The 19,501-nt window shown below is 73.1% G+C and carries 20 protein-coding genes and 1 pseudogene; 10 read left to right on the top strand and 11 right to left on the bottom strand.

Annotated features, from left to right (window positions below):
- The first annotated feature begins 157 nt into the window (after window positions 1-157).
- Window positions 158-1,159 (top strand): threonine aldolase family protein, encoded by a 1,002-nt coding sequence (locus tag EUA94_RS18945; RefSeq protein ID WP_129428452.1) that lies wholly within the window; start codon window positions 158-160, stop codon window positions 1,157-1,159.
- Here EUA94_RS18945 and EUA94_RS18940 read toward each other — a convergent pair.
- The 6 genes and pseudogenes from EUA94_RS18940 to EUA94_RS18920 form a co-directional block, all read right to left on the bottom strand.
- Window positions 1,137-2,192 carry an NADase-type glycan-binding domain-containing protein gene (locus tag EUA94_RS18940; protein ID WP_129428451.1) on the bottom strand — a complete coding sequence of 352 codons (1,056 nt, stop codon included), beginning with the start codon at window positions 2,190-2,192 and terminating at the stop codon, window positions 1,137-1,139. The two genes, EUA94_RS18945 and EUA94_RS18940, sit on opposite strands and share 23 nt — an antisense overlap.
- A 49-nt stretch (window positions 2,193-2,241) precedes the next feature.
- Window positions 2,242-3,141 (bottom strand): DMT family transporter, encoded by a 900-nt coding sequence (locus EUA94_RS18935; RefSeq protein ID WP_129428450.1) that lies wholly within the window; start codon window positions 3,139-3,141, stop codon window positions 2,242-2,244.
- An 18-nt stretch (window positions 3,142-3,159) separates the two neighbouring features.
- Window positions 3,160-4,182 (bottom strand): Stk1 family PASTA domain-containing Ser/Thr kinase, encoded by a 1,023-nt coding sequence (locus EUA94_RS23215; protein ID WP_479724698.1) that lies wholly within the window; start codon window positions 4,180-4,182, stop codon window positions 3,160-3,162.
- Window positions 4,183-4,401: 219 nt separating this feature from the next.
- Window positions 4,402-5,283 (bottom strand): annotated as a pseudogene (locus EUA94_RS23210) (protein kinase domain-containing protein); the annotation flags it as partial.
- A 177-nt stretch (window positions 5,284-5,460) separates the two neighbouring features.
- Entirely contained in the window at window positions 5,461-6,252 is a 792-nt protein-coding gene (locus EUA94_RS18925) for a lytic transglycosylase domain-containing protein (RefSeq protein WP_165357041.1), read from the bottom strand.
- Window positions 6,253-6,404: 152 nt separating this feature from the next.
- The gene (locus EUA94_RS18920) at window positions 6,405-7,205 is read right to left on the bottom strand and encodes a glycoside hydrolase family 16 protein (RefSeq protein ID WP_129428448.1); all 801 of its coding nucleotides are present in this window, start codon (window positions 7,203-7,205) and stop codon (window positions 6,405-6,407) included.
- Between the two features lie 74 nt (window positions 7,206-7,279).
- Between EUA94_RS18920 and EUA94_RS18915 the strand changes: the two genes are divergently transcribed.
- The 3 genes from EUA94_RS18915 (at window position 7,280) to EUA94_RS18905 (ending at window position 8,677) form a co-directional block, all read left to right on the top strand.
- Window positions 7,280-7,651 (top strand): Rv2175c family DNA-binding protein, encoded by a 372-nt coding sequence (locus EUA94_RS18915; RefSeq protein WP_129428447.1) that lies wholly within the window; start codon window positions 7,280-7,282, stop codon window positions 7,649-7,651.
- Window positions 7,651-8,178, top strand: a complete 528-nt coding sequence (locus EUA94_RS18910) for a guanyl-specific ribonuclease (protein ID WP_207210630.1) — start codon at window positions 7,651-7,653, stop codon at window positions 8,176-8,178. The genes EUA94_RS18915 and EUA94_RS18910 overlap by 1 nt, the downstream gene beginning before the upstream one ends.
- Before the next feature lie 64 nt (window positions 8,179-8,242).
- Window positions 8,243-8,677 (top strand): barstar family protein, encoded by a 435-nt coding sequence (locus tag EUA94_RS18905; RefSeq protein WP_129428446.1) that lies wholly within the window; start codon window positions 8,243-8,245, stop codon window positions 8,675-8,677.
- 33 nt (window positions 8,678-8,710) lie between these two features.
- Here EUA94_RS18905 and EUA94_RS18900 read toward each other — a convergent pair whose 3' ends face one another.
- A complete protein-coding gene (locus EUA94_RS18900; protein ID WP_242494990.1) occupies window positions 8,711-9,775 on the bottom strand; it encodes a polyprenyl synthetase family protein in 1,065 nt (354 codons plus the stop codon).
- A gap of 64 nt (window positions 9,776-9,839) precedes the next feature.
- Between EUA94_RS18900 and metF the strand changes: the two genes are divergently transcribed.
- Window positions 9,840-10,730 carry a methylenetetrahydrofolate reductase [NAD(P)H] gene (metF, locus tag EUA94_RS18895; RefSeq protein WP_129428444.1) on the top strand — a complete coding sequence of 297 codons (891 nt, stop codon included), beginning with the start codon at window positions 9,840-9,842 and terminating at the stop codon, window positions 10,728-10,730.
- On the opposite strand, the gene EUA94_RS18890 is transcribed toward metF, so the two are convergent.
- Complete coding sequence (locus EUA94_RS18890; RefSeq protein ID WP_242494989.1) at window positions 10,720-11,064, bottom strand: DinB family protein; 345 nt, start codon at window positions 11,062-11,064, stop codon at window positions 10,720-10,722. The two genes, metF and EUA94_RS18890, sit on opposite strands and share 11 nt — an antisense overlap.
- Before the next feature lie 164 nt (window positions 11,065-11,228).
- Here EUA94_RS18890 and EUA94_RS18885 point away from each other — a divergent pair, with 164 nt between their 5' ends.
- Entirely contained in the window at window positions 11,229-11,837 is a 609-nt protein-coding gene (locus EUA94_RS18885; protein WP_129428443.1) for an SIMPL domain-containing protein, read from the top strand.
- A 15-nt stretch (window positions 11,838-11,852) separates the two neighbouring features.
- Here the strand turns inward: EUA94_RS18885 and EUA94_RS18880 are convergent, their stop codons facing one another.
- Genes EUA94_RS18880 through EUA94_RS18870 form a run of 3 tightly spaced genes read right to left on the bottom strand, consistent with a single transcriptional unit; the run spans window position 11,853 to window position 14,268 of the window.
- Entirely contained in the window at window positions 11,853-13,154 is a 1,302-nt protein-coding gene (locus tag EUA94_RS18880) for a phytoene desaturase family protein (protein ID WP_129428442.1), read from the bottom strand.
- Between the two features lie 25 nt (window positions 13,155-13,179).
- Window positions 13,180-13,770: a DUF4126 domain-containing protein gene (locus tag EUA94_RS18875; protein ID WP_129428441.1), complete on the bottom strand. Its 591-nt coding sequence runs from the start codon at window positions 13,768-13,770 to the stop codon at window positions 13,180-13,182.
- A 12-nt stretch (window positions 13,771-13,782) separates the two neighbouring features.
- Entirely contained in the window at window positions 13,783-14,268 is a 486-nt protein-coding gene (locus tag EUA94_RS18870; protein WP_129428440.1) for a YbaK/EbsC family protein, read from the bottom strand.
- Between the two features lie 47 nt (window positions 14,269-14,315).
- Here EUA94_RS18870 and EUA94_RS18865 point away from each other — a divergent pair, with 47 nt between their 5' ends.
- From EUA94_RS18865 to EUA94_RS18855, 4 genes are all read left to right on the top strand, one after another.
- Window positions 14,316-14,783, top strand: a complete 468-nt coding sequence (locus tag EUA94_RS18865; protein WP_129428439.1) for a hypothetical protein — start codon at window positions 14,316-14,318, stop codon at window positions 14,781-14,783.
- A 176-nt stretch (window positions 14,784-14,959) separates the two neighbouring features.
- Window positions 14,960-15,277 carry a DUF6504 family protein gene (locus tag EUA94_RS18860; RefSeq protein ID WP_129428438.1) on the top strand — a complete coding sequence of 106 codons (318 nt, stop codon included), beginning with the start codon at window positions 14,960-14,962 and terminating at the stop codon, window positions 15,275-15,277.
- 12 nt (window positions 15,278-15,289) lie between these two features.
- On the top strand, window positions 15,290-15,691 hold the full coding sequence (locus tag EUA94_RS22460) for an SAV_6107 family HEPN domain-containing protein (RefSeq protein WP_207210638.1): 402 nt from the start codon (window positions 15,290-15,292) through the stop codon (window positions 15,689-15,691).
- Window positions 15,681-19,466: a DNA polymerase III subunit alpha gene (locus EUA94_RS18855; RefSeq protein WP_207210628.1), complete on the top strand. Its 3,786-nt coding sequence runs from the start codon at window positions 15,681-15,683 to the stop codon at window positions 19,464-19,466. Before EUA94_RS22460 ends, EUA94_RS18855 begins: the two co-directional genes overlap by 11 nt.
- Window positions 19,467-19,501: the final 35 nt, after the last annotated feature.

Raw genomic sequence — 19,501 nt, 5'->3', positions numbered from 1 at the left:
ACCTTTCCTCGGCCGGAAGTGTGGCTCCACCACCGCCCACGCGCGTGTCGTACGCGGCGCGCCGCCGAGCGGTGGCCCAGCCACATTCGCCTCGCGCGGAGTGTGGGTGGGCCACCGCTCGCCGGAGGACGGGACGGCCCCCGGTAGGTTCGCCACCGTGATCGACCTGCGTTCCGACACCCTGACCCGGCCGACCGAGGCGATGCGCGAGGCGATGGCACGCGCGGAGGTCGGGGACGACGTGTACGGCGAGGACCCGACGGTCCTGGCGTTGCAGGAGCGGGTCGCGGGGATGTTCGGCCACGAGGCCGCGCTGTTCACGCCGACCGGGTCGATGGCCAACGTGCTCGCCGTCGCGTCGGTCGTCTCGCCGGGCGAGGAGGTGCTGTGCGACTCCTCGGCACACATCGCCCGCGCCGAGCTCGGCGCCCACGGGGCGATCAGCGGCATCACCATGCGCACCTGGACCGGCGAGCGCGGTCAGGTCGACCTGGCGGCCATCGAGTCGATGTACGCCCCGGACATGGGCCCGTTCTTCGTCCGGACCGCGGCCGTCTCGGTCGAGAACACCCACAACTTCGCCGGCGGCACCGTCCTGCCGATCGACGACCTGCGCGACCTCCGGGCCTGGGCCGACACCACGGGGACCAAGCTCCACCTCGACGGCGCGCGCCTCTGGAACGCCCACGTCGCGACCGGTACGCCGCTGGCGGACTACGGACGGATCGCCGACGTGCTCGCCGTCTGCCTCTCCAAGGGCCTCGGGGCACCCATCGGCTCGCTGATGATCGGCTCGGCCGACGCCATCGACCTGGCGCGCGTACGACGCAAGCGGATGGGCGGCGGGATGCGCCAGGTCGGCGTGCTCGCGGCAGCAGGGGCGTACGCCCTGGACCACCACGTCGACCGGCTGGCCGACGACCACGTCCACGCGCGGTTGCTCGGCGAGGCGCTCGGCCTCGACCCAGCGACGGTCGACACCAACATCGTCGTGGTGGACCGTCCCGACGCGGCGTCGTTCGTGGCTGCCGCCGCCGACGAGGGCGTACGGATCGCCACGGTCGGACCGCGGGCGGTGCGACTCGTCACGCACCTCGACGTCACGCCGGCCGACGCGGACCGCGCGGCCGTGGTGCTCAGCCGGCTCGCCGCCCGATGACCGCGACCTCGCTGATCGCGGTGTAGTCGCGCCCGAGGTTGCCACTGCCGGGCGGCGTCACCGCCGTGATGGTGATCGTGATCGTCGACGTCTCCACCGGCGGCACCTTCAGCCGCTGCATCCCGGGTCGCTCGGAGAAGGTCTGCTCCACCGACGTGCCGTCGTCGAAGCCCCAGGTGACCGACAGGATCCGCCGGTTGTTGGGGTACCAGTCGACTCCGGCGACCTGCTTGGTGTAGCCGTTGACCAGCCCGACGCGGGAGACGACGCCCGGCTCCGGCAGGGTGATCGTCACGGCCTGACCGGACGCGTCGCCGGCCGTACGCCACGTGGTGCTCAGGTTGCCGTCCTGCATCTGGCTCGCCTCGTACGCCACCAGGTTGCCGTCGAAGTCGGTCGTGGGCGGGGCGGTGCCCGGAACCTCGAAGGTGGCCTGGCCTGCCAGGTTGACGAGCTTGCCGACGCCCTTCGGCGCCTCCTCCGCCTCTTCGTCGGGCTCGGTCGACTCGCCGTCACCGGTGTCATTCGGCGCCGTCGAGGCGCTCGACGTCGGGTCGGACGCTGTGGTGCCGTCCTCGTCGGTCGCGAAGGCCTCGAGCAGGACGACGACCAGGCCGACGAGCAGCACCGCTCCGAGCACCCAGAAGATCCACGCCCGACCCCGCACCGGGTCGTCGGTGTGGAGCGCGTCGACCTCCTCGTACGGGAGCAGGTCCCGCTCGGGGTCCCAGGCGGAGCGGGCAGGAGCCGGTGCCGTGGGCGCCGGGGTCCGCGGGGGAGGAGCAGGCGCCACGGGTGCCACCGGATCGGCCAGAGGATCGGCCACCGGGGCGACGGGTGTCGGGTCGGCTGCCTGGACCGGGAACGCGGTCGGCTCGGGCGGTGCGTCGGCCGGTGCGGGAGGCGGGCCGGGGTCCACCGCGACCGGGGGCGGCGGTGCAGCGACCGGCGCCGGCTCGCCGATGGGGTGCCCGCAGTTCAGGCAGAACCGGCCCACGCCGAGGTCTGCCCCGCACCGCACACAGGTGTCCACGGGGCCACGATAGGGGGAGGAGCCCATCCCGTCCTCCCGTCCCGGGGTCTCAGACCGCGATGTGCGGGACCTCGCCCTCGACCACGCGGCGGGGCGCGAGCTCGACGATGAGCATGGCGCCCAGCACCATCGAGCCTCCGAGGAGCAGGCGGTTCGTGACGTCCTCGCCGCCGAGCCAGACGGCGAAGAGCGACGCGAAGACCGGCTCCATGCTCATGATGAGCGCGGTGCGGGTGGGTGGCAGGTGGGCCTGCGCCCACGTCTGTCCGAGCAGCCCCATGGCCCCGACGATCACGGCCATGTACGCCACCGACACCCAGTCGCTCGTACGCGCCGGCAGGACGATCCCGTCGGGCACGGTCGCGAGGGTGCAGACGAGGGCGATCACCATCACCTGCAGGATCGTCATGCCGACTGCGTCCTGCGCGGTCGACCACGCGCCGAGCCCGACGATGTGGAGGGCGTAGAGCACCGCCGAGGCCAGCGTGATCAGCTCGCCGTAGCCGGTGCTGAAGCCGCGCAGCGCCAGCACGCCGAGGCCGATCGTGGCGAGCACGACGGCGACCCACGTGATCGGCGGGATGCGGGTGTGCAGGATCGCGGCTGCGAGCAGCGGCGTGAAGACGACGTACAGGCCGGTGACGAAGCCGCTGACGCTCGCCGGCGTGTGTGCGAGACCGGTCGTCTGGAGGATCTGGGCGACGCCGTAGAGCAGGCCGAGCACGACGGCGTGCCTGCGGACGGTGGGGGACAGCCGACCCAGCGCCCGGGGTGCGACGAGGAGCAGCGCGGCGGACGCGATGGTGAAGCGGAGCGCCAGGAAGTCGAGGGTCGGCACCCGGTCGAGCAGGTCCTTGATGAGGAAGAACGTCGATCCCCAGCAGGCAGCCAGCGCCAGCAGCACAGCCGCGGCCAGCAGCGTCGTACGACGGGACGGCTCGTGACTCACCGGAGGAAGGCTAGGTCCTCAGACCACCGACAACGTGATCGTCGAGCCCTTCGCGACGCGCTCGCCCTCACCCGGGTCGGAGCTCGAGACGTAGCCGAGGCCGAGGTAGATCTGGGCCTGCTGGGTCTCGACCTCGAACCCGAGTCCTTCCAGCAGCTCGGTGGCTGCCTCGACGCCCATCGCCTCGACGTTCGGCACCTCGACGAGCTCGGGTCCGAGCGAGACCGTGAACGACACCGTGTCGCCGCGGTAGAGCGTCCCCGTCGTGGGGTCCTGCGAGATGACGTCGCCCTCGGCGACGGTGTCGCTGTGGACCTCGCTGGTCACGCTGACCTCGAGGCCGCGTCGCTCCAGGGCCACCTTGGCGTTCGCGAGGGGCTTGCCCGTCCAGTCCTTGATGGTGATCGGCTTGCGTCCGCGGCTCAGCACGAGGTCAACCGTGGCACCGGGCTTGAGGGTCGTCCCGGCCTTCGGCGAGGTGCGGATGACCTGGCCCTCCGGCACGGTCTCGCTCCACCTGCCCGCGCTGGTGCCGAAGGCGAGGTTGGTCGCGGCGAGCGCGTCCTGCGCCTGGTCCTCGGTCTGGCCTGCCAGCTCCGGCACGTCGTAGCGCTCGGGTCCCAGCGACAGCACCAGCGTGACGGTGCCGCCGTCGAGGACCTTGCCGCCGGGCTCCGGGTCGCTGTCGATGACCAGGCCGGCCGCCACGTTCTCGGAGTACGCCGGCTCGCCGGCCTCGGCCTCGAGTCCGGCGTCCTCGAGCTCGGCGCTCGCCGCCGCCTCGTCGAGCCCGAGCACCCCGGGGGTGGTCGTGTAGCGCTCCCAGCCGAACCACCAGGCGCCGAGGGCGATGCCGGCGACGAGCAGGATCGCCAGCAGCAGGGCGACCGGTCCCTTCACCGAGCGGCGGCGGGCGGTCGTGGCGACGGGGGCGGCCTTGGTCGGCGCCCGACCGGGGGCGCGGCCTGGCGCGGAGCGGGACGCCGGGGGAGTCGCTGCGGCGGCAGCCGGTGCCGCGGCCGCAATGGGTGCCGCGACCATCATCGGCTCGGTCATCGGTGCCACCGGCGTCGTGTGGGCCGGCACCGGGTGCCGCTCGATCGCGGTGGTGCGGTCGGGGCTGCCGTCGGCGACGAGGCCCGAGTCGCGGGGGTCGACCTCGGTGAGCAGCGCAAGGGCGCCCGCGTCGAAGGGCTCGGGGGTGGTGTCGTTGCCGGGCTCCGGGACGTCGTCCGCGGGTGTACGGCGGGGGAGCAGGTCGGCGGCCAGCTCGGGGTCGGAGTCGAGCCCCTCGCGCAACGCCTGCTCGACGCGGTGGAGGTGGTGCAGCAGGACGGTGGCGTCGGCGGGCCGGTGGTCGCGGTCGCGGGAGGTGGCGCGGGCGACGAGCGCGTCGACATAGTCGGGGATGCCGGGCTGCACCAGCGAGGGCATCGGGACGTCGTGGTGAACGTGGCGGTACGCCACCTGGATCGGCGACTCGCCCTCGTGGGGCTTGGCGCCGGTCAGCAGCTCGTAGAGGACGACGCCGACGGCGTACACGTCCGCGCGGGCGTCGGCCCGGCCGTCGACGACCAGCTCGGGCGCGAGGTAGGACACGGTGCCGATCAGCACCCCACCGGTCGCGGTGTGCTGGGTGTCGGCGCTGACGGCCTTGGCGAGGCCGAAGTCGGCGACCTTGATCCGACCACCGTGCGCCTCGTCGGCGATCAGCACGTTCTCCGGCTTCACGTCGCGGTGGATCAGCCCGGCACGGTGGGCGGCGCCGAGCGCCGAGACGACCGGCTCGAGGAGCGCGAGCGCGCGCCGGGGCGGCATCGGCGCCTCCTTGCGCACGACGTCGCGCAGCGTGTGGCCGGGGACGTACTCCATGACCAGGAAGACGGTGTCCTGGCCGTCGGAGGTGTCGTCGCCCTGGTCGTACACGCCGACGACGTGCGGGTGGTTGAGCCGGGCAGCGGCACGGGCCTCGCGGACGAAGCGCTCGGCGAACTCCTGGTCGTCACCGAGCCCGGGGTGCATCACCTTCACCGCGACGGTGCGGTCCAGGCGGGTGTCGGTGGCTTCGTAGACACTGGCCATGCCGCCGCGCGCGATGCGGGGGCCGATGCGATAGCGACGCTCGAGCAGACGCCCGACCATGGGGTCGCCAGAGACGCCGGGCGCGGCTGCGCGGGCGTGCTCAGGCTCCACTGTCGACCTCCGCGCCGGATCTTGGAGGGGCACACGGGGAAGGATCCGGCACCCCCACTCTACGAAAGCCGCCGCCTGCGGCGCCGCTCAGGCGTGGTTCCGGCGTGGCGCGCGCTCACGATTCGCTCACGAGGGAGGTCGGCCGTCCTCCAGCCGTCGCTTGATCGCGACCACGTTGCCGACGTACGCCCGGGTCTCCTCGTACAGCCCGTGCTCCCGGACGGCGCCGAGACCCTGGTAGTAGGCGCCGATCTTGTGCGTACGCCGCTGGGTGTGGTGCGAGAGCACGCGGAGCAGCAGGACGCCGGCCCTAGCGTTGTCGCCGAGCGTGTGCAGGCGCAGCCGGCGCCCGGCGTAGTGCTCCATCCAGCGCGCCGTCGCGGGCAGCACCTGCATCGCCCCGATGGCGTTCGCGCTCGACACCACGCCCATCTGCCAGCCCGACTCCTGCCACGCGATCGCGAGCGCGAGCTGCGGGTCGACGTCGTGGTGGCGCGCGGCCCCCGCGATCACCCGTCGCACCTTCTCGCGGTCGCGGTCGGGGTGCTGCCACATCGTCGTCGTACGGCCCTTGCCGCCCTGCTTGCCGCCCTGCTTCGTGCCACCGTCGCCCGACCGGTCGCCCGTGTGCACCACCGGGATGACGATCCGGTCGCCGACGTGCAGGGTGCCGCTCCGGCCGAGGTGGTTGGAGGACACGATCTCCGCCGTCCACGCGTGGAACCGCACCGCGAGTCCCGACGCGGTGTCACCCGGGCGGACGACGTACGACACGAGCGTGCGTCCGTCGGGCGCATCGGCGTGGTCCGCGTGCGCGGGTGCGACGAGCGCGGTCGAGAGCGGGACGGAGAGGCTCGCGGCCAGCACCAGGGCGGTGAGGAAGCGGTAGCGATCAGGTCGGGACACGGGTCGGGACACGGGAGGCACTCCTGCCTCGTCGGCTGCGCCCGAGGACCTGGGGCCCTGCGGGAGGGAAGCGCGCCGAACGAGCATTCGACGGTAGCGAGACCGAGGGGCCCCTCGCGAGGCGAAGGGCCCCTCGGGCGTGTCGCGGAGGCTGGAGCCGAGCCTCAGCAGGCGCCGTTGTAGGTGCTGAGCTCGAGCTGGGGAGCCTTGATGGACTTCTCGTTGGGGGCGCGCATCGACCAGTAGCGCATCCAGTCCATCTGCATCCGGGCCGGGTGCATCTTCTTGCCGCCCGTGGCGCGCAGCTCGAACTTCAGCTGCCGCGAGACCGGGTCGAGGGCCTCGGTGCGGCGCTCGGTGTGGATGACGTGAGCGTCGACGAACCACGACACGTGGTCCGGGGCGACCTCGACGGCGTACGTGTGCCACCGGTCGTTGCGCAGGTGACGGCCCAGGAAGCCGCGGTAGGAGCTGTTGGGCAGCGTGTGGATGTAGGACTTCACCGTGTTGCGGCCGAGGGTGAAGTTCTCCAGGGCGATGTCGCGGCCGCCGCAGTGCTGGTCGCGGGTGCCGCCGGGGACGAGCTCGGTGACGACCTTGAAGGGCTTGCCGCCCTTCACCTTGGACATCGTGCGGGCCCGCATGCGGATCTCCCAGCGGCCGTACGTGTGGCCCTTCAGGTCGAGCGTGGCCGACACGCTGCCCCGCTGGGTGCTCATCAGCGTGAGCATGCCGTTCTGGGTGCGGACGATGCCGCGACCCTTCTGCTTCCAGAAGGCCGGCTTGGGGCCGACGAACTCCTGGCGGAAGGCGCCGAACTGGTACCACCCGAACGTGTTGCCGGCGTGGACGGGCCCCGGGGCGCCGTCGTAGTGGTCGGCCGACGCAGGGGCGACGACCGGGGACAGGGTGAGCGCCAGCAGGCCGACCAGGGCCGCGGCGAGTGCGGAGCGGAGGGGGTGCATCCGCAACACGCTACGGATGCCGTGCGCCCGCGACAACTTCGCGTGGGCCAGCGTCCGCGCCCTAGGCTGCGGTCATGAGTTTCGTACCGCTGGCCGACCGTGACCTGGCCGCCCTGGTCCCCGAGTGGCTCGACTGGAGCCAGGCCGCCGCACTGCTGGGCGTGACGCCCGCCAAGGTGCGCACCATGGTCCGCGACCACGAGCTCGCCGAGGCGGTCTCCGCGCCCGGAGCCGGTCCGCGCGTGCCGGCCGACTTCATCCAGGACGGCCTCGTCGTCAAGGGACTGTCCGGGCTCCTCATGCTGCTCCACGACCACCGCTTCAACGACCGCGAGTGCATCGCCTGGCTCTTCACCGACGACGACCTCCCGGGTCGCCCCATCGACGCGCTGCGCGAGAACCGCGGCAGCGAGGTCAAGCGTCGCGCGCAGGTGCTGGAGTACTGATGGCCTCGCGAGCGGGAGCCGGCCGGGATCGCTACCGGTGGCTGCTGCTGCTCGTCGCCGCCGCGATGCTCGTCGCGTGGCTGGTGACCGGGGGAGGACAGGAGCCCGAGCCCGGCGGGTCGACCGCCACCGAGCCGACGTCCTCGCCGTCCTCGTCGCCGTCGCACGAGTTCACCGAGACCAACACCCCGAGCGCCGAGCCCTCGGCCACGCCGTCGCCCGGTACGGACCCTGAGAGCGGGCTGCCGTACGTCGACGAGGCGAGCCTGCCCGCCGAGGCTCGGGACGTGCTCGACCGCATCGACGCCGGCGGCCCGTTCAAGTACCCCGACAACGATGACGTGACGTTCGAGAATCGCGAGGAGCTGCTGCCCGACCATCCCGAGGGCTACTACCGCGAGTACACCGTCGAGACCGCCCCGCGGGTGCGGGGGCCTCGCCGGATCGTCACCGGTGACGCCGGCGAGTACTACTGGACCGACGACCACTACGACTCCTTCTCACGCATCCAGAGGACGACCGAATGAGGATCACCCCACGACGTTCCTCTCCGCCGCTTCGCTCCCCCGAGCAACGCCGCGGGGACCCCGAATGAGCGGACTGGCGGCCGTCCTGGCCGGGCACGAGGGACCGGGGATCCACCTGTGGCACGGCGCGTTCGACGCCGCCGACGTACGCCACACGGTCGAGCACGCCGGCTGGGGGTTCGGGTACGTCGACGGCTGGACGCGCGCCGACTCCAGGTCCGCGTTCCTAGCGGCGGTGGGCGAGACGCTCGGCTTCCCCGACTACTACGGGCAGAACTTCGATGCGCTCGCCGACTGCCTGCACGACATCGGCGCCGGCACCGACGGGGTCGTGCTGCTGTGGGACGGGTGGGCGACCCTGGCCCGGGCCGACGAGAAGGCCTTCAGCATCGCCCTGAGCGTGCTGGGCTCGCGCGTCAACGCCGACCGCGGCGTGCCGTTCTCCGTGCTGCTCCGCGGTGACGGTCCGCCCGTCCCAGGGATCGCCAGCCTCGACTGACGGTGATCCTCGTACGCCGGGCGGCTGGACCGCTCAGACGGTGCGCTGGGTGGCGGCCGCGGCCAGCTCGGTGAGCACCACGCGGGCCTCCCCGTCGACGTCGGCTGCCCGCAGGGCCTCGACCGCGCGCTCGGCGAGGGAGGCGATGACCTCCTCCACCTGGGCGCGGGCGCCGGAGGAGTCGATGATCGCGCGCAGCTCGTCGACGTCGGCGTCGCGCAACGGCGTACCGAGGGCGTTGTCGAGCCGCTCGGCGTCCGCACGCGGGGCGGAGTCGAGGGCGAGGGCGACCAGGACGGTCCGCTTGCCCTCGACCAGGTCGTCGCCCGCGGGCTTGCCGGTCTCGGCCGGGTCGCCGAAGACGCCGAGCAGGTCGTCGCGGAGCTGGAAGGCCTCGCCGAGGGGCAGGCCGAAGCGGCTGAGGTGCTCGATCCGGGCCTGGTCGGCACCGGCGAGGGCGGCGCCGATGTGCAGCGGCCGCTCGATCGAGTACTTGGCGGACTTGTAGCGCAGCACCGTCATCGCGGTGTCGACGTCGGCGTGCCCGCGGGCCTGGACCGAGACGTCGAGGAACTGTCCGCCGATCACCTCGGTGCGGCACCGCTCGAACAGGTCGAGACCGGGGGCGACCTCGTCCGCGCCGAAGCCGGAGTGGCGGAGCAGGTCGCCGGCCCAGCCCAGCAGCAGGTCGCCGAGCAGGATCGCGGCGGCCGCGCCGTACTGCTCGGGATCACCGCGCCAGCCGGCCGCGCGGTGCTCGGCCCCGAACGCCCGGTGGGTCGCCGGGCGGCCCCGGCGCGTGTCGGAGGCGTCCATGTAGTCGTCGTGGACGAGGGCGCTCGCGTGCAGCATCTCCAGCGACGCGCAGGCGCGGGCCAGCGCCGCGGGGTCCGTCGGCTCCGGTCGGATCGCCCGGTGACCCCAGTGGCAGAAGGCGGCGCGGAACCGCTTGCCCCCGCTCACCGACGTACGCGCCTCGGCGATCAGCCGGCCGGCGTCGGGGCCGAGCGGGGCGAGCTCGGCCTCGCGCTCGTCGAGGAAGGCGTCGAGCACCTGCTGGACCTGGTCGCGGAAGGGTGCGGGATCCCAGGTCGTCACGTCGGCGAGCCTAGTCAGTGGACAGTGCGCCGAGGACATCGTGGTCGTCCGTAGGCTGTTGCGCATGACGCACGGACGGGACCTGAGCATGAGCGAGCGCCTCGCCCGAGGCGACCGTTCCTTCTCCTTCGAGTTCTTCCCGCCCAAGGACGAGGCCGGTGAGGAACAGCTCTGGCGGGCGATCACCGAGCTCGAGCCCTTCGGCCCGACCTTCGTGTCGGTCACCTACGGCGCGGGCGGCACGACCCGCGACCGCACCGTTGCGATCACCGAGCGCATCGCCCGCGACACCAGCATGCTGCCGGTCGCGCACCTCACCTGCGTCGGTCACACGACCGACGAGATCACCTCGATCCTCGACGACCTCCGTGCGGCCGGCGTCACCCACGTGATGGCCCTGCGCGGCGACCCGCCGACCGGTCCGGGCACCCCGTGGACGCCGACCGAGGGCGGCCTGACGTACGCCAACGAGCTGGTGGCCCTGATCCACGAGCGCGACGACATGCGCATCGGCGTCGCAGCCTTCCCCGAGGGCCACGTCGACGCCGCCGACCTCGACACCGACGCGCGCGTGCTGCGGGCCAAGTACGACGCGGGGGCCGAGTTCGCCGTGACCGACATGGTGCTGCGGGCGAGCGACTACGTCGGGCTGGTCGAGCGGGCCAAGGCCGTCGGCGCCGACCTGCCGATCATCCCGGGCATCATGCCGATCCTGAACCTCCGCTCGATGGAGCGGATGGTGGAGTTCTCCCGCCGGCAGCTCCCGCAGGAGATCACCGATCGGCTCTCGCCGCTGGCCGAGGACCCCGCCGCGCTGCGGGCCGAGGGCATCGCGATCGCCACAGAGCTCTGCGAGGCCCTGCTCGACGCGGGCGCGCCGGGGCTGCACTTCTACACGCTGAACCGGTCCAAGGCGACCCGCGAGATCTTCGCGAACCTCCGCATCACCGTCTGAGCTCCGCCGACCCCACCCAGAGGTCCCGCAGCAGGCAGACCTCGGCGCCGTGGTGGATCAGCTCGACGCTCGTGTAGAGCACGACCCTCGCCACGGGCGCGTCCGCGAACGCGGGCGGGCTCCGGTCGCCCTGCGGCTCGGCGAGTCCCGCCTCGCCCAGGCCGCGCACGCCGGCGACCCAGGCGGCGTACTCCTCGTCGAGCCGCGCGAGCGTCGTCGCGGCGGAGCCGGTGTCGTACGTGTCCGGGTCCACCCGCGGACCGCCGAAGTAGACGCCGTTCATGGACGCGAGTCCCTCGACCAGGTGGCCCAGCCGCCAGGCGATCGTGGTCACTCCCGGGGCCGGCTCCTAGACGAGCTCCTCGTCGGTGAGCCCTTCCAGCCGGGGACGCAGCTGCTCGTCCCAGTGGGTCCGGACCTGGTCGAGCACCTCTGCGTTCCAGTCGACGGCCATCGGGCGAGGGTAGTCCCGGGTGGGCGTTGGCTAGGTTGGCTCTCATGTTCACCGTCACCGTGACCGGGACCGGCACGAGCAAGGTCGCGCCGGACAGCGCCGTCGTACGTCTCGCGGCCGTCGGCCGTGGAGCAGGCGTCGCCGAGGCGTACGCCGCCATGACCGCGGCGGCGACCACCCTGGTCGAGGTGGCCGGGCGCCACGTCGAGGAGCGTCGGGTCGGCTCGACCGGCATCACCGTGTGGCCGACGCACGACCGGGAGGGCAGGCCCGACGGGTTCGAGGCCCGCCACTCGTTCGCGATCGGGTGCGACGACCTCGCGGGTGCCGGCACGCTGCTCTCCGAGCTGGCGGGCGAGGTCGGCGACGGGCTGGTGATCGACAGCGTCGGGCTCGAGGTGACCGAGGACCACGGCGCGGACGCGCAGGCCCGCGAGGCCGCGTTCCACGACGCCCGCGAGCGCGCGGCCGCGCTGGCGCGGATGGCGGGGGCCGGCCTCGGCACCGTCCAGACGATCGTCGAGGGCACCGGTGGCGACGGTCCGTCCCCGATGCCCAAGCTCGCGATGATGCGCGACTCGGGTGGTGGGATCGAGCCGGGGGAGGCCTCGGTGAGCTGCTCGGTCACCGTCGTGTGGGAGATCGTCTACTGACGACCTGCTCCGGTGTCACGCCCGGCCGACGACCTCCGCCACCAGCGCGGCACTGAGTCCGGCGAAGGGCAGACCGGAGCCGGTCGTGGCGTGCGCACCGGCCGTGAGCACCCCATCGATCGGGGTGCGCGGACCCAGCCGCGTGCGCGCCGTGCGCGGACCCTGCCAGAGCACGCCGTGCGGCGACCCGCCCCACCGTTCCACCAGGTCGCGCGGGCTGCGGTCGACCCGCGCGACGACCTTCTTCCGGACGTCGAGGCCCTGGCGGGCGAGGGCGGTCAGCACGTCCTCGGCGATCCGGCCCCGCCCCAGCACCGTCCAGGCGGCGGCGCCGTCGGGCGCGCGGCCACCCGTACGCACCACGAGCAGCGGGTCGCCGTGGAGCACGACCTCGTGCGGCAGGTCGGGGACGTCGCCCTCCAGCCCGACGTGGCACACGACCGGCGGGAACGCGGGCATCGTCCGCCGGACGTACGACGCCAGCGCGGGCAGCCGGCGCGGGTCGATCGCGACGACGACGTGGTCGGCGGGCACCTCGCCCTGGTCGGTTCGCACCGCGGCCACGCGCCCGCCGGTCACGACGAGGTCGGTCGCGGCGGTGGAGGTCAGCACGGTGACCCCGCGCAGCACCAGCCGCTCGGCCATGGCCGTCCCGAGGGTGGCGAGCCCGCCCGGCACGGTCCAGGCACCGAACCGCTGCTCGAGGTAGATGTCGACGCCCGCGAACACCGGCACGTCGCGGAGCACGTGGCCGTCCATCACGAGTCGGTGCCCCGCGACGAGGCGCAGCCGCTCGTCGCGGAACGTACGCCGCAGCCGCTTGTCGAGCGACTCGCGGCGCCCGAGGAGCGAGGTGAGCTCGGCCGGCGCGACGACGTCGTCGAAGGGCCGCTCGAACCACTCCTTGCGCAACAGCTCCCACGTCTCGCCGTACGTCGCGACGTGGTCGACCCACTGCTGGCCGAGGCCCGTGCCGAGGCCGTCGACGGCGGCGAGCTGGGCGGCTCGCGAGGCGCCGGGCAACTGGAGGGAGGTGCCGTCGGCGAACCGGTGCTCACGCACGAGGTCGAGCGGCTGGAGGTCGACCTCGCGCTCGAGCGGGCGGCCGGACTTGCGGAAGAGGTCGCGGATCACCGCAGGCAGGAGCGTGCTCGTGGGGCCGGCGTCCCAGGCGAACTCGTCGAGCTCGACCGTCGTCAGTGCGCCACCGAGCTGCGCCGAGCGCTCGAGGAGCGTCACGTCGTGGCCGAGCTTGGCGAGCCGGGCCGCGGCGGCCATGCCGCCGAAGCCGCCACCGATCACCACGACACGAGCCACGGGGGAACCCTAGGTCCCGCGGTGGTCAGGCCGTCTGGTGGATCGGGCCCTTCTTCTTCCAGCGCCGCCAGCCGCGACGGACCAGCCGCCCGACGAAGAACAGCATCACCAGGCCGAGGAGGAGCAGCACCCCGGCGATCGCGGCGGCGGCCTCCGGGTGGTCGAGGGCGAACCACACGACCCCGAGGACAGCCGCGTCCTCGGTCAGGCTGGCCACGATGTTGCTCGCCGGCTCCGGCGAGGAGTTGATGGCGAGGCGTCCGCCGGCCTTGACCAGGTGGCTCAGCAGCGCTGTGCCGCCGCCCACGACCCCGAGCACCGCCTGGTCGAGCGAGGAGGCGTCGCCGGCGAGCAGGACGCCGATGACGGCGCCGGCCGTCGGCCGGATCGCCGTCGAGATCGCGTCCCAGGTCGAGTCGATGAACGGGATCTTGTCGGCGATGAATTCCATCGAGTACAGCAAGGCGGCCACCGCCAGCACGTCCCAGCGCGCGAGCACGTCGGGGACGTCGGTGAACGAGCCGAACCTGTCGGCGAGGCCCATGACGAGGACGACGAGGTAGGCGTTGATGCCGCTCGCCCAGCCGCTGGAGAAGGTGAGTGCCAGTGCGTCCACGGGGTGATCCTCTCAGTCGGCCTTGGGGCCGACCTCGACCTCGACGGCGCCGGTCATCGCGACCAGCTCGTCGTACGTCGTGGAGAAGACCGCGGCCGGGTGGCCGGCGGCGGCCCAGACGACGGGGTGCTGTCGCAGCCACGGGTCGATCCAGGTGCGGACCGGGGCGGGATGGTCGAGGGGGGAGACGCCGCCGATGACCTGCCCGGTGTGCCGGCGTACGAACTCGGGGTCCGCGCGCTTCAACCTGCCCACGCCGATGCGCTCGGCAGCGGCCGCGGTGTCGACCCGGTGGGCGCCCGAGGTGAGGATCAGGACCGGCTCGCCGCCGGCGTCGAAGAGCAGGCTGTTGGCGATCGCACCGACCTCGCAGCCCAGCGCGGCCGCGGCAAGTGCGGCGGTGTGGGCGCTGTCGGGCAGGATGACCACGTCACCCGTCCCACCGCGGCGGGTGAGCTCGCCTCGAAATGAGGTGATGGATGCGTGCTCGGTCGGCATGATGCGAGCCTAGCGACGACAACCGACGATCCTCAGGGAGTGCAGGAATGGCGCGTGATGTGCCCGGGTCCGTGGTCAACAGCGTGCGCATGCTGGGCCTGATCGTCGCCACCTCCGGCGTGATCGCGGTGCTGATCTGGCTGCTGCTCGACGAGGTCGTCCTCGGCTGGGCCGAGGGCAACCCGTCGGCCCAGGAGATCCTGGCCCAGGGCGGCATCGACCAGCTCCGGGACAGCCCGATCGTCCCCGGCTTCGTGGCCCTGGCGATCGTCGCCTTCGTCGGCTTCGGCCTGCTCGCGATGGTCCTCGCCTCGTTCTTCCTCGGCGGCCACGGCTGGACCCGGCTGGTGCTCACCGCCACCGCGGGCGTCGGCGTGCTGGTCGGCGCAGTCTGCATCGACGCCCACCTGCCGGCGGTCTTCGTGGTGCTGTCCGCCCTCATCATCATCGAGGGCCTGGTGCTCTCGTTCTTCCTCTGGCAGCGCGAGACCACGGCCTACCTGCGCGACGTCTGAGCCGCACCCAGCCGCACTTCTCCACATCCGGCCGCCAGCCCTTGACGCGCTGTCGGTAGTCGGTAGTAACGTTCGTGCTGTTCGAACAGATGTTCGATGCGACCCGGGTGGCGGTGACCTCGACCCCCATCCCCGCCCGGGTCGGCCCGGGGTCGGTGATGTGTCGAGGAGGCGCGATGAGGCAGTACGACGACCCCGTCGAGGTGCGACGAGGCGAGGCGGAGGACCCCGACCAGTTCCTGTGGCGGGGCCGACTGTGGAAGGTGCGTGCCGTGGTCGCGCACTGGGTGGAGACCGGCCCGTGGTGGCAGGGCACTGGCACCGACAGCGGGTCCGCCCGCGACGGTGCTGCCGCCGACCTGGTCGCGGAGCGTGAGCTGTGGCGCGTCGAGGCAGGGCGCGGGATCCAGGTCGTCGACACCGAGACCTACGGCGTCTTCGACCTGTCCTTCGACTGGACCGACGGGTGGCAGCTCGTCGGCTGCCAGGACTGAGGGAGTGACGTGATGGGACCCCACATGCTCCCGGCCACCGCCCACTCCTACCTCGAGCGGTCCGCGACCTCGCTGCGCGATGCGATCACGGCGCGCGACGTGCCCACCCGCTATGCCTGCGCCCACGTCGCGGCGCTGTGCGCGGCGGCTGCCCTGCTCGCCGCCCGGGCGCGGCCCGCACCCCGGGGCCGACGCCAGAAGAACGCGTGGGTGCTCCTCGCCGAGGTCGCCCCCGAGCTCTCCGAGTGGGCGAGCTTCTTCGCCGCCGGTGCGGCCAAGCGCGCGGCTGCGGAGGCCGGCTCGACCCGCGCGGTCAGCGAGCGCGAGGCCGACGACCTGGTTCGCGACGCCGATCGGTTCCTGGCCGTCATCGAGCAGGCGCTCGGGCTGGTGCCCCACGCCAGTGTCGCCTGACCCGTTCGTCCATCTCCATGTCGCCTCGGGCTACTCCCTCCAGTACGGCGCGTCCCACCCGCACGCGCTGGTGGAGCGGGCCGCCGAGCAGGAGATGGACACGCTCGCGCTCACCGACCGCGACGGCACCTATGGTGCCGTGAGGTTCGTGCGCGCGGCGCGGCGAGTCGGGATCCGGCCGGTGCTGGGCGTCGACCTGGCGCTGGCGCCGGGTGGCTCCGGACCCGCGCCGGCCCAGCGTCGTACGCCCGTGCGGGGTGGCGCGGTCCGCGAGCCTGCGGACCAGCGGGTGACGTTCCTGGCCAGCGGGAAGGCGGGCTGGGCCGCGCTGTGCCGGATGGTCTCGTCCGTCCACCTCGCGGGCGAGCGCGGGCGTCCGGTCGCCACGGTCGACCTGCTGGCGCCGCACCTGGGCGGTGGCGACGTCGTGGTGCTGCTGGGACCGTCGTCGGATCTCGGCTCGGCCGCGACCCGGCGACGCGACGACCTGGGCCTGGCCGCGATCGCCCCGTGGCTCGAGGTGCTGCCCCGCGACAACCTCGTCGTCGAGCTCGTGTCACACCGGCTCGGCGGCCGGGCGGGGGACTGGGGGCCGGGCACCTCGCCGCACGCCGCCCGGATGGCCGGCATCGCCCGGACGGCGGGGGTGACCACGGTCCTGACCAACAGCGTGCGCTACGCCGACCGGCTCGACGCCCCGACCGTCGACGTCCTCGACGCAGCCCGGCGGCTGGTGCCGCTCGGCTCCTCCCACCTGCGCGATGTGGGTCCCGGCGGGAGTCGGGGCAACGCGGAGGGCTTCCTCAAGTCCGGCAAGCAGATGCACGAGGTCGCCGAGGAGATCTGCCGGCTGGCCGGCCTCGGCGACGGCGAGGTGGAGGCGAGGAGGCTGCTCGCCCGCACCCGGGTGGTGGCCGACCGGTGCGCGCTCGACCCGCGCACCGACCTCGGCATCGGCGAGGTGCACTTCCCCGAGTTCGCCCTCTCCGACACCCGTGCCCCGACCGCCGACCTCGCGCTGCGCGGTCGCTGCGAGGCCGCGATCGGGGCGCGCTACGGCAACGGTCCGATGGCGGTGGTCTGGAAGCGCCTCGACGACGAGCTCGAGACGATCCGCATCCTGGGCTACGCGTCCTACTTCCTCACCGTCGCCGACGTCACCGACCTGATCGGCCGGATGGGCATCCGCCGGGCGGCGCGCGGGTCGGGCGCCGGCAGCCTGGTCAACTACCTGCTCGCCATCTCCGGGGTCGACCCGATCCGCCACGGCCTGCTGATGGAGCGCTTCCTGTCCGTACGCCGCGCCTCGCTGCCCGACATCGACGTCGACGTCGAGTCCGCGCGGCGCGAGGAGGTCTACCGCGCGATCCTCGACCGCTACGGCGGCGAGCGGTGCGCGGCCGTGTCGATGATGGACACCTACCGCGTCCGCCACGCCGTCCGCGACGTCGGCGCCGCGCTGGGCATGCCGCCGGGCGAGATCGACGCCATCGCCAAGGCGTTCCCGCACATCCGCGCCCGCGACGCCCGGCTGGCGCTGCGCGACCTGCCCGAGCTGCGCGTCACCGGCCTCGGCGACGGCGAGCTCGACACCTTCTTCGGCCTGGTCGAGCGGCTCGACGGGCTGCCGCGCCACATCGCGATGCACCCCTGCGGGGTGCTGCTGTCCGACGACACGCTCCTCGACCGCACGCCGGTCGAGGCGTCGTGGGCCGGCTTCCCGATGAGCCAGTTCGACAAGGACGACGTCGAGGAGCTCGGCCTGCTCAAGCTCGACGTGCTCGGCATCCGGATGCAGTCGGCGATGGCCCACGCCGTCGCCGAGGTCGAGCGGGTCGACGGCGTGCGCCTCGACCTCGACGACGAGGCGCAGGTGCCCTTCGACGACCCGACGACCTACGCCATGATCAGCAGTGCGAAGACGCTCGGCGTCTTCCAGATCGAGTCGCCCGGCCAGCGCGAGCTCGTCGGCAAGTCCGGTATCGAGAGCTTCGACGACATCATCACCGACATCTCGCTCTTCCGGCCCGGCCCGGTGAAGAGCGACATGATCACCCCCTATCTCGAGGTCAAGCAGGGGTGGACCACCGCCCACTACCTCCACGACGACCTCCGCCCGATCCTCGAGCAGACCCGTGGCGTGGTGGTCTTCCACGAGCAGGTCATCGAGATGATCGCCTGCTTCGGCGGTGTCTCCTACGCCGAGGGCGACGAGCGGCGGCGCGCGCTCGGCGACACCGAGGGGATGGCGACGACCCGGGCGTGGTTCTTCCCGCGTGCCCTGGCGCAGGGCTACGACCTCGCGCTCGTCGAGCAGGTCTGGAAGGTGCTCGAGGCCTTCGCCTCGTTCGGCTTCTGCAAGGCCCACGCCGCCGCCTTCGCCCTCCCGACCTTCCAGTCGGCGTGGCTCAAGGCGCACTGGCCGGCTCACTTCCTCTCCGGCGTCCTCACCCACGACCCCGGCATGTATCCCAAGCGCCTGATCCTCGACGACGCGCGACAGTTCGGGGTCGGGGTGCTCGGTCTCGACGTCAACGCCAGCGCGGCGTCGTACGTCGTGGAGCGCGGGGAGCGCGAGGAGGCCCACGCGATCCGGCTCTCGCTCACCGACGTCAAGGGCATCAGCGGGGCCGAGGTCGCGCGGATCGTCGAGGCGCGCGGCGGCGGGCCCTACGTCTCGCTCTCCGACTTCTTCCACCGCGCCCGCGTCTCACGGCCGGTGCTCGAGCGGCTGGTGCTCGCCGGCGGGTTCGACGGTGTGTACGCGATCGGGTCGGGCGACCAGGCGGTGCACCGGCGCGGTCGGGTCACCCGGCGCGACCTGCTGCTGCAGGTGGCCGAGCTCGACCTGCTCGCGCGCTCGGTCGACCGCACCTCGCGCGGCCGCGGGCGCGGGCTCTCGAGTCGTCGTACGCCGCTGCCGGCCGCGGCGACTGCCACCGACGCCGCTGCCCGCAACAGCTCCGACCCGGCCGTCCGGTCGGGTTCCGAGCCGACCGAGCGCCACTCCCGGGCCGACGGGGGAGTGTGGGCGCGGGCGGCCGCGCAGTCGCGGGCCGCGCGCCCGGTGGCCGCGGCCGAGTCGGTGCAGCTCACCCTCCGGCTGGGCGACGAGCCCGGCGAGCCGGGGGAGCGTCCCTCCGGCCTCCCCGAGATGACCACCCTGGAGCGGATGCGCGCCGAGCTCGAGATCCTCGGCCTCGACGTGAGTCAGCACGGCATCACCTCCTACGACCCGTTCCTCGACGCACTCGGCGTGACCCGCAGCCGCGACCTCCTGCGCCGCCGCAGCCGGTCCGAGCTGCTGGTGGCAGGGGTGAAGGTCGCGACCCAGACGCCACCGATCAAGTCCGGCCGCCGCGTCGTGTTCCTCACCCTCGACGACGGCACCGGCCCGGTCGACGCGACGTTCTTCGAGGACGCGCAGGGGCCGTACGCCTCGACGGTCTTCTCGTCCTGGCTGCTGGTGGTGCGCGGCGAGCTGCGGCGCACCGGTCCGCGAGGCGTCTCGCTGCGAGCCACCGGCGCCTGGGAGCTGCCCGCCCTGTACACGCTGTGGCAGCGGGGCCGCACCGACGACGAGGGCCTCGAGCTGGTCCGTGCCGAGCTGGCAACGGTGCGCGAGCCCGCCGGGGATCAGCCCGAGCGGCGGCGCGTGCTCGTCCACACCAGCGGGTTCCAGATGTCGCCCTACTCCGACATCAAGCCGGCAGGCGACCCGGCCAAGGACGTCGCCCGCAAGCTGTGGCACCGCAGTCCGGGGAGTCCGGGATGAGACAGGCCTGCCCGCCCCGCCCACTAGGGTTGCTG

It is taken from the genome of Nocardioides zhouii (assembly GCF_004137345.1).
Classification (GTDB): Bacteria; Actinomycetota; Actinomycetes; order Propionibacteriales; family Nocardioidaceae; genus Nocardioides; species Nocardioides zhouii.
This window is presented reverse-complemented; position numbering and strand designations above follow the sequence as displayed.

What these genes read in the sequence shown, in the direction of transcription:
- EUA94_RS18860 (WP_129428438.1), top strand. Translation starts at nt 14,960, where the DNA reads ATGAGGCAGTACGACGACCCCGTCGAGGTGCGACGAGGCGAGGCGGAG.
- EUA94_RS18915 (WP_129428447.1), top strand. Translation starts at nt 7,280, where the DNA reads ATGAGTTTCGTACCGCTGGCCGACCGTGACCTGGCCGCCCTGGTCCCC.
- EUA94_RS18920 (WP_129428448.1), bottom strand. Translation starts at nt 7,205, where the DNA reads ATGCACCCCCTCCGCTCCGCACTCGCCGCGGCCCTGGTCGGCCTGCTG.
- EUA94_RS22460 (WP_207210638.1), top strand. Translation starts at nt 15,290, where the DNA reads ATGGGACCCCACATGCTCCCGGCCACCGCCCACTCCTACCTCGAGCGG.
- EUA94_RS23215 (WP_479724698.1), bottom strand. Translation starts at nt 4,182, where the DNA reads ATGGTCGCGGCACCCATTGCGGCCGCGGCACCGGCTGCCGCCGCAGCG.
- EUA94_RS18910 (WP_207210630.1), top strand. Translation starts at nt 7,651, where the DNA reads ATGGCCTCGCGAGCGGGAGCCGGCCGGGATCGCTACCGGTGGCTGCTG.
- metF (WP_129428444.1), top strand. Translation starts at nt 9,840, where the DNA reads ATGACGCACGGACGGGACCTGAGCATGAGCGAGCGCCTCGCCCGAGGC.
- EUA94_RS18885 (WP_129428443.1), top strand. Translation starts at nt 11,229, where the DNA reads ATGTTCACCGTCACCGTGACCGGGACCGGCACGAGCAAGGTCGCGCCG.
- EUA94_RS18905 (WP_129428446.1), top strand. Translation starts at nt 8,243, where the DNA reads ATGAGCGGACTGGCGGCCGTCCTGGCCGGGCACGAGGGACCGGGGATC.
- EUA94_RS18865 (WP_129428439.1), top strand. Translation starts at nt 14,316, where the DNA reads ATGGCGCGTGATGTGCCCGGGTCCGTGGTCAACAGCGTGCGCATGCTG.
- EUA94_RS18870 (WP_129428440.1), bottom strand. Translation starts at nt 14,268, where the DNA reads ATGCCGACCGAGCACGCATCCATCACCTCATTTCGAGGCGAGCTCACC.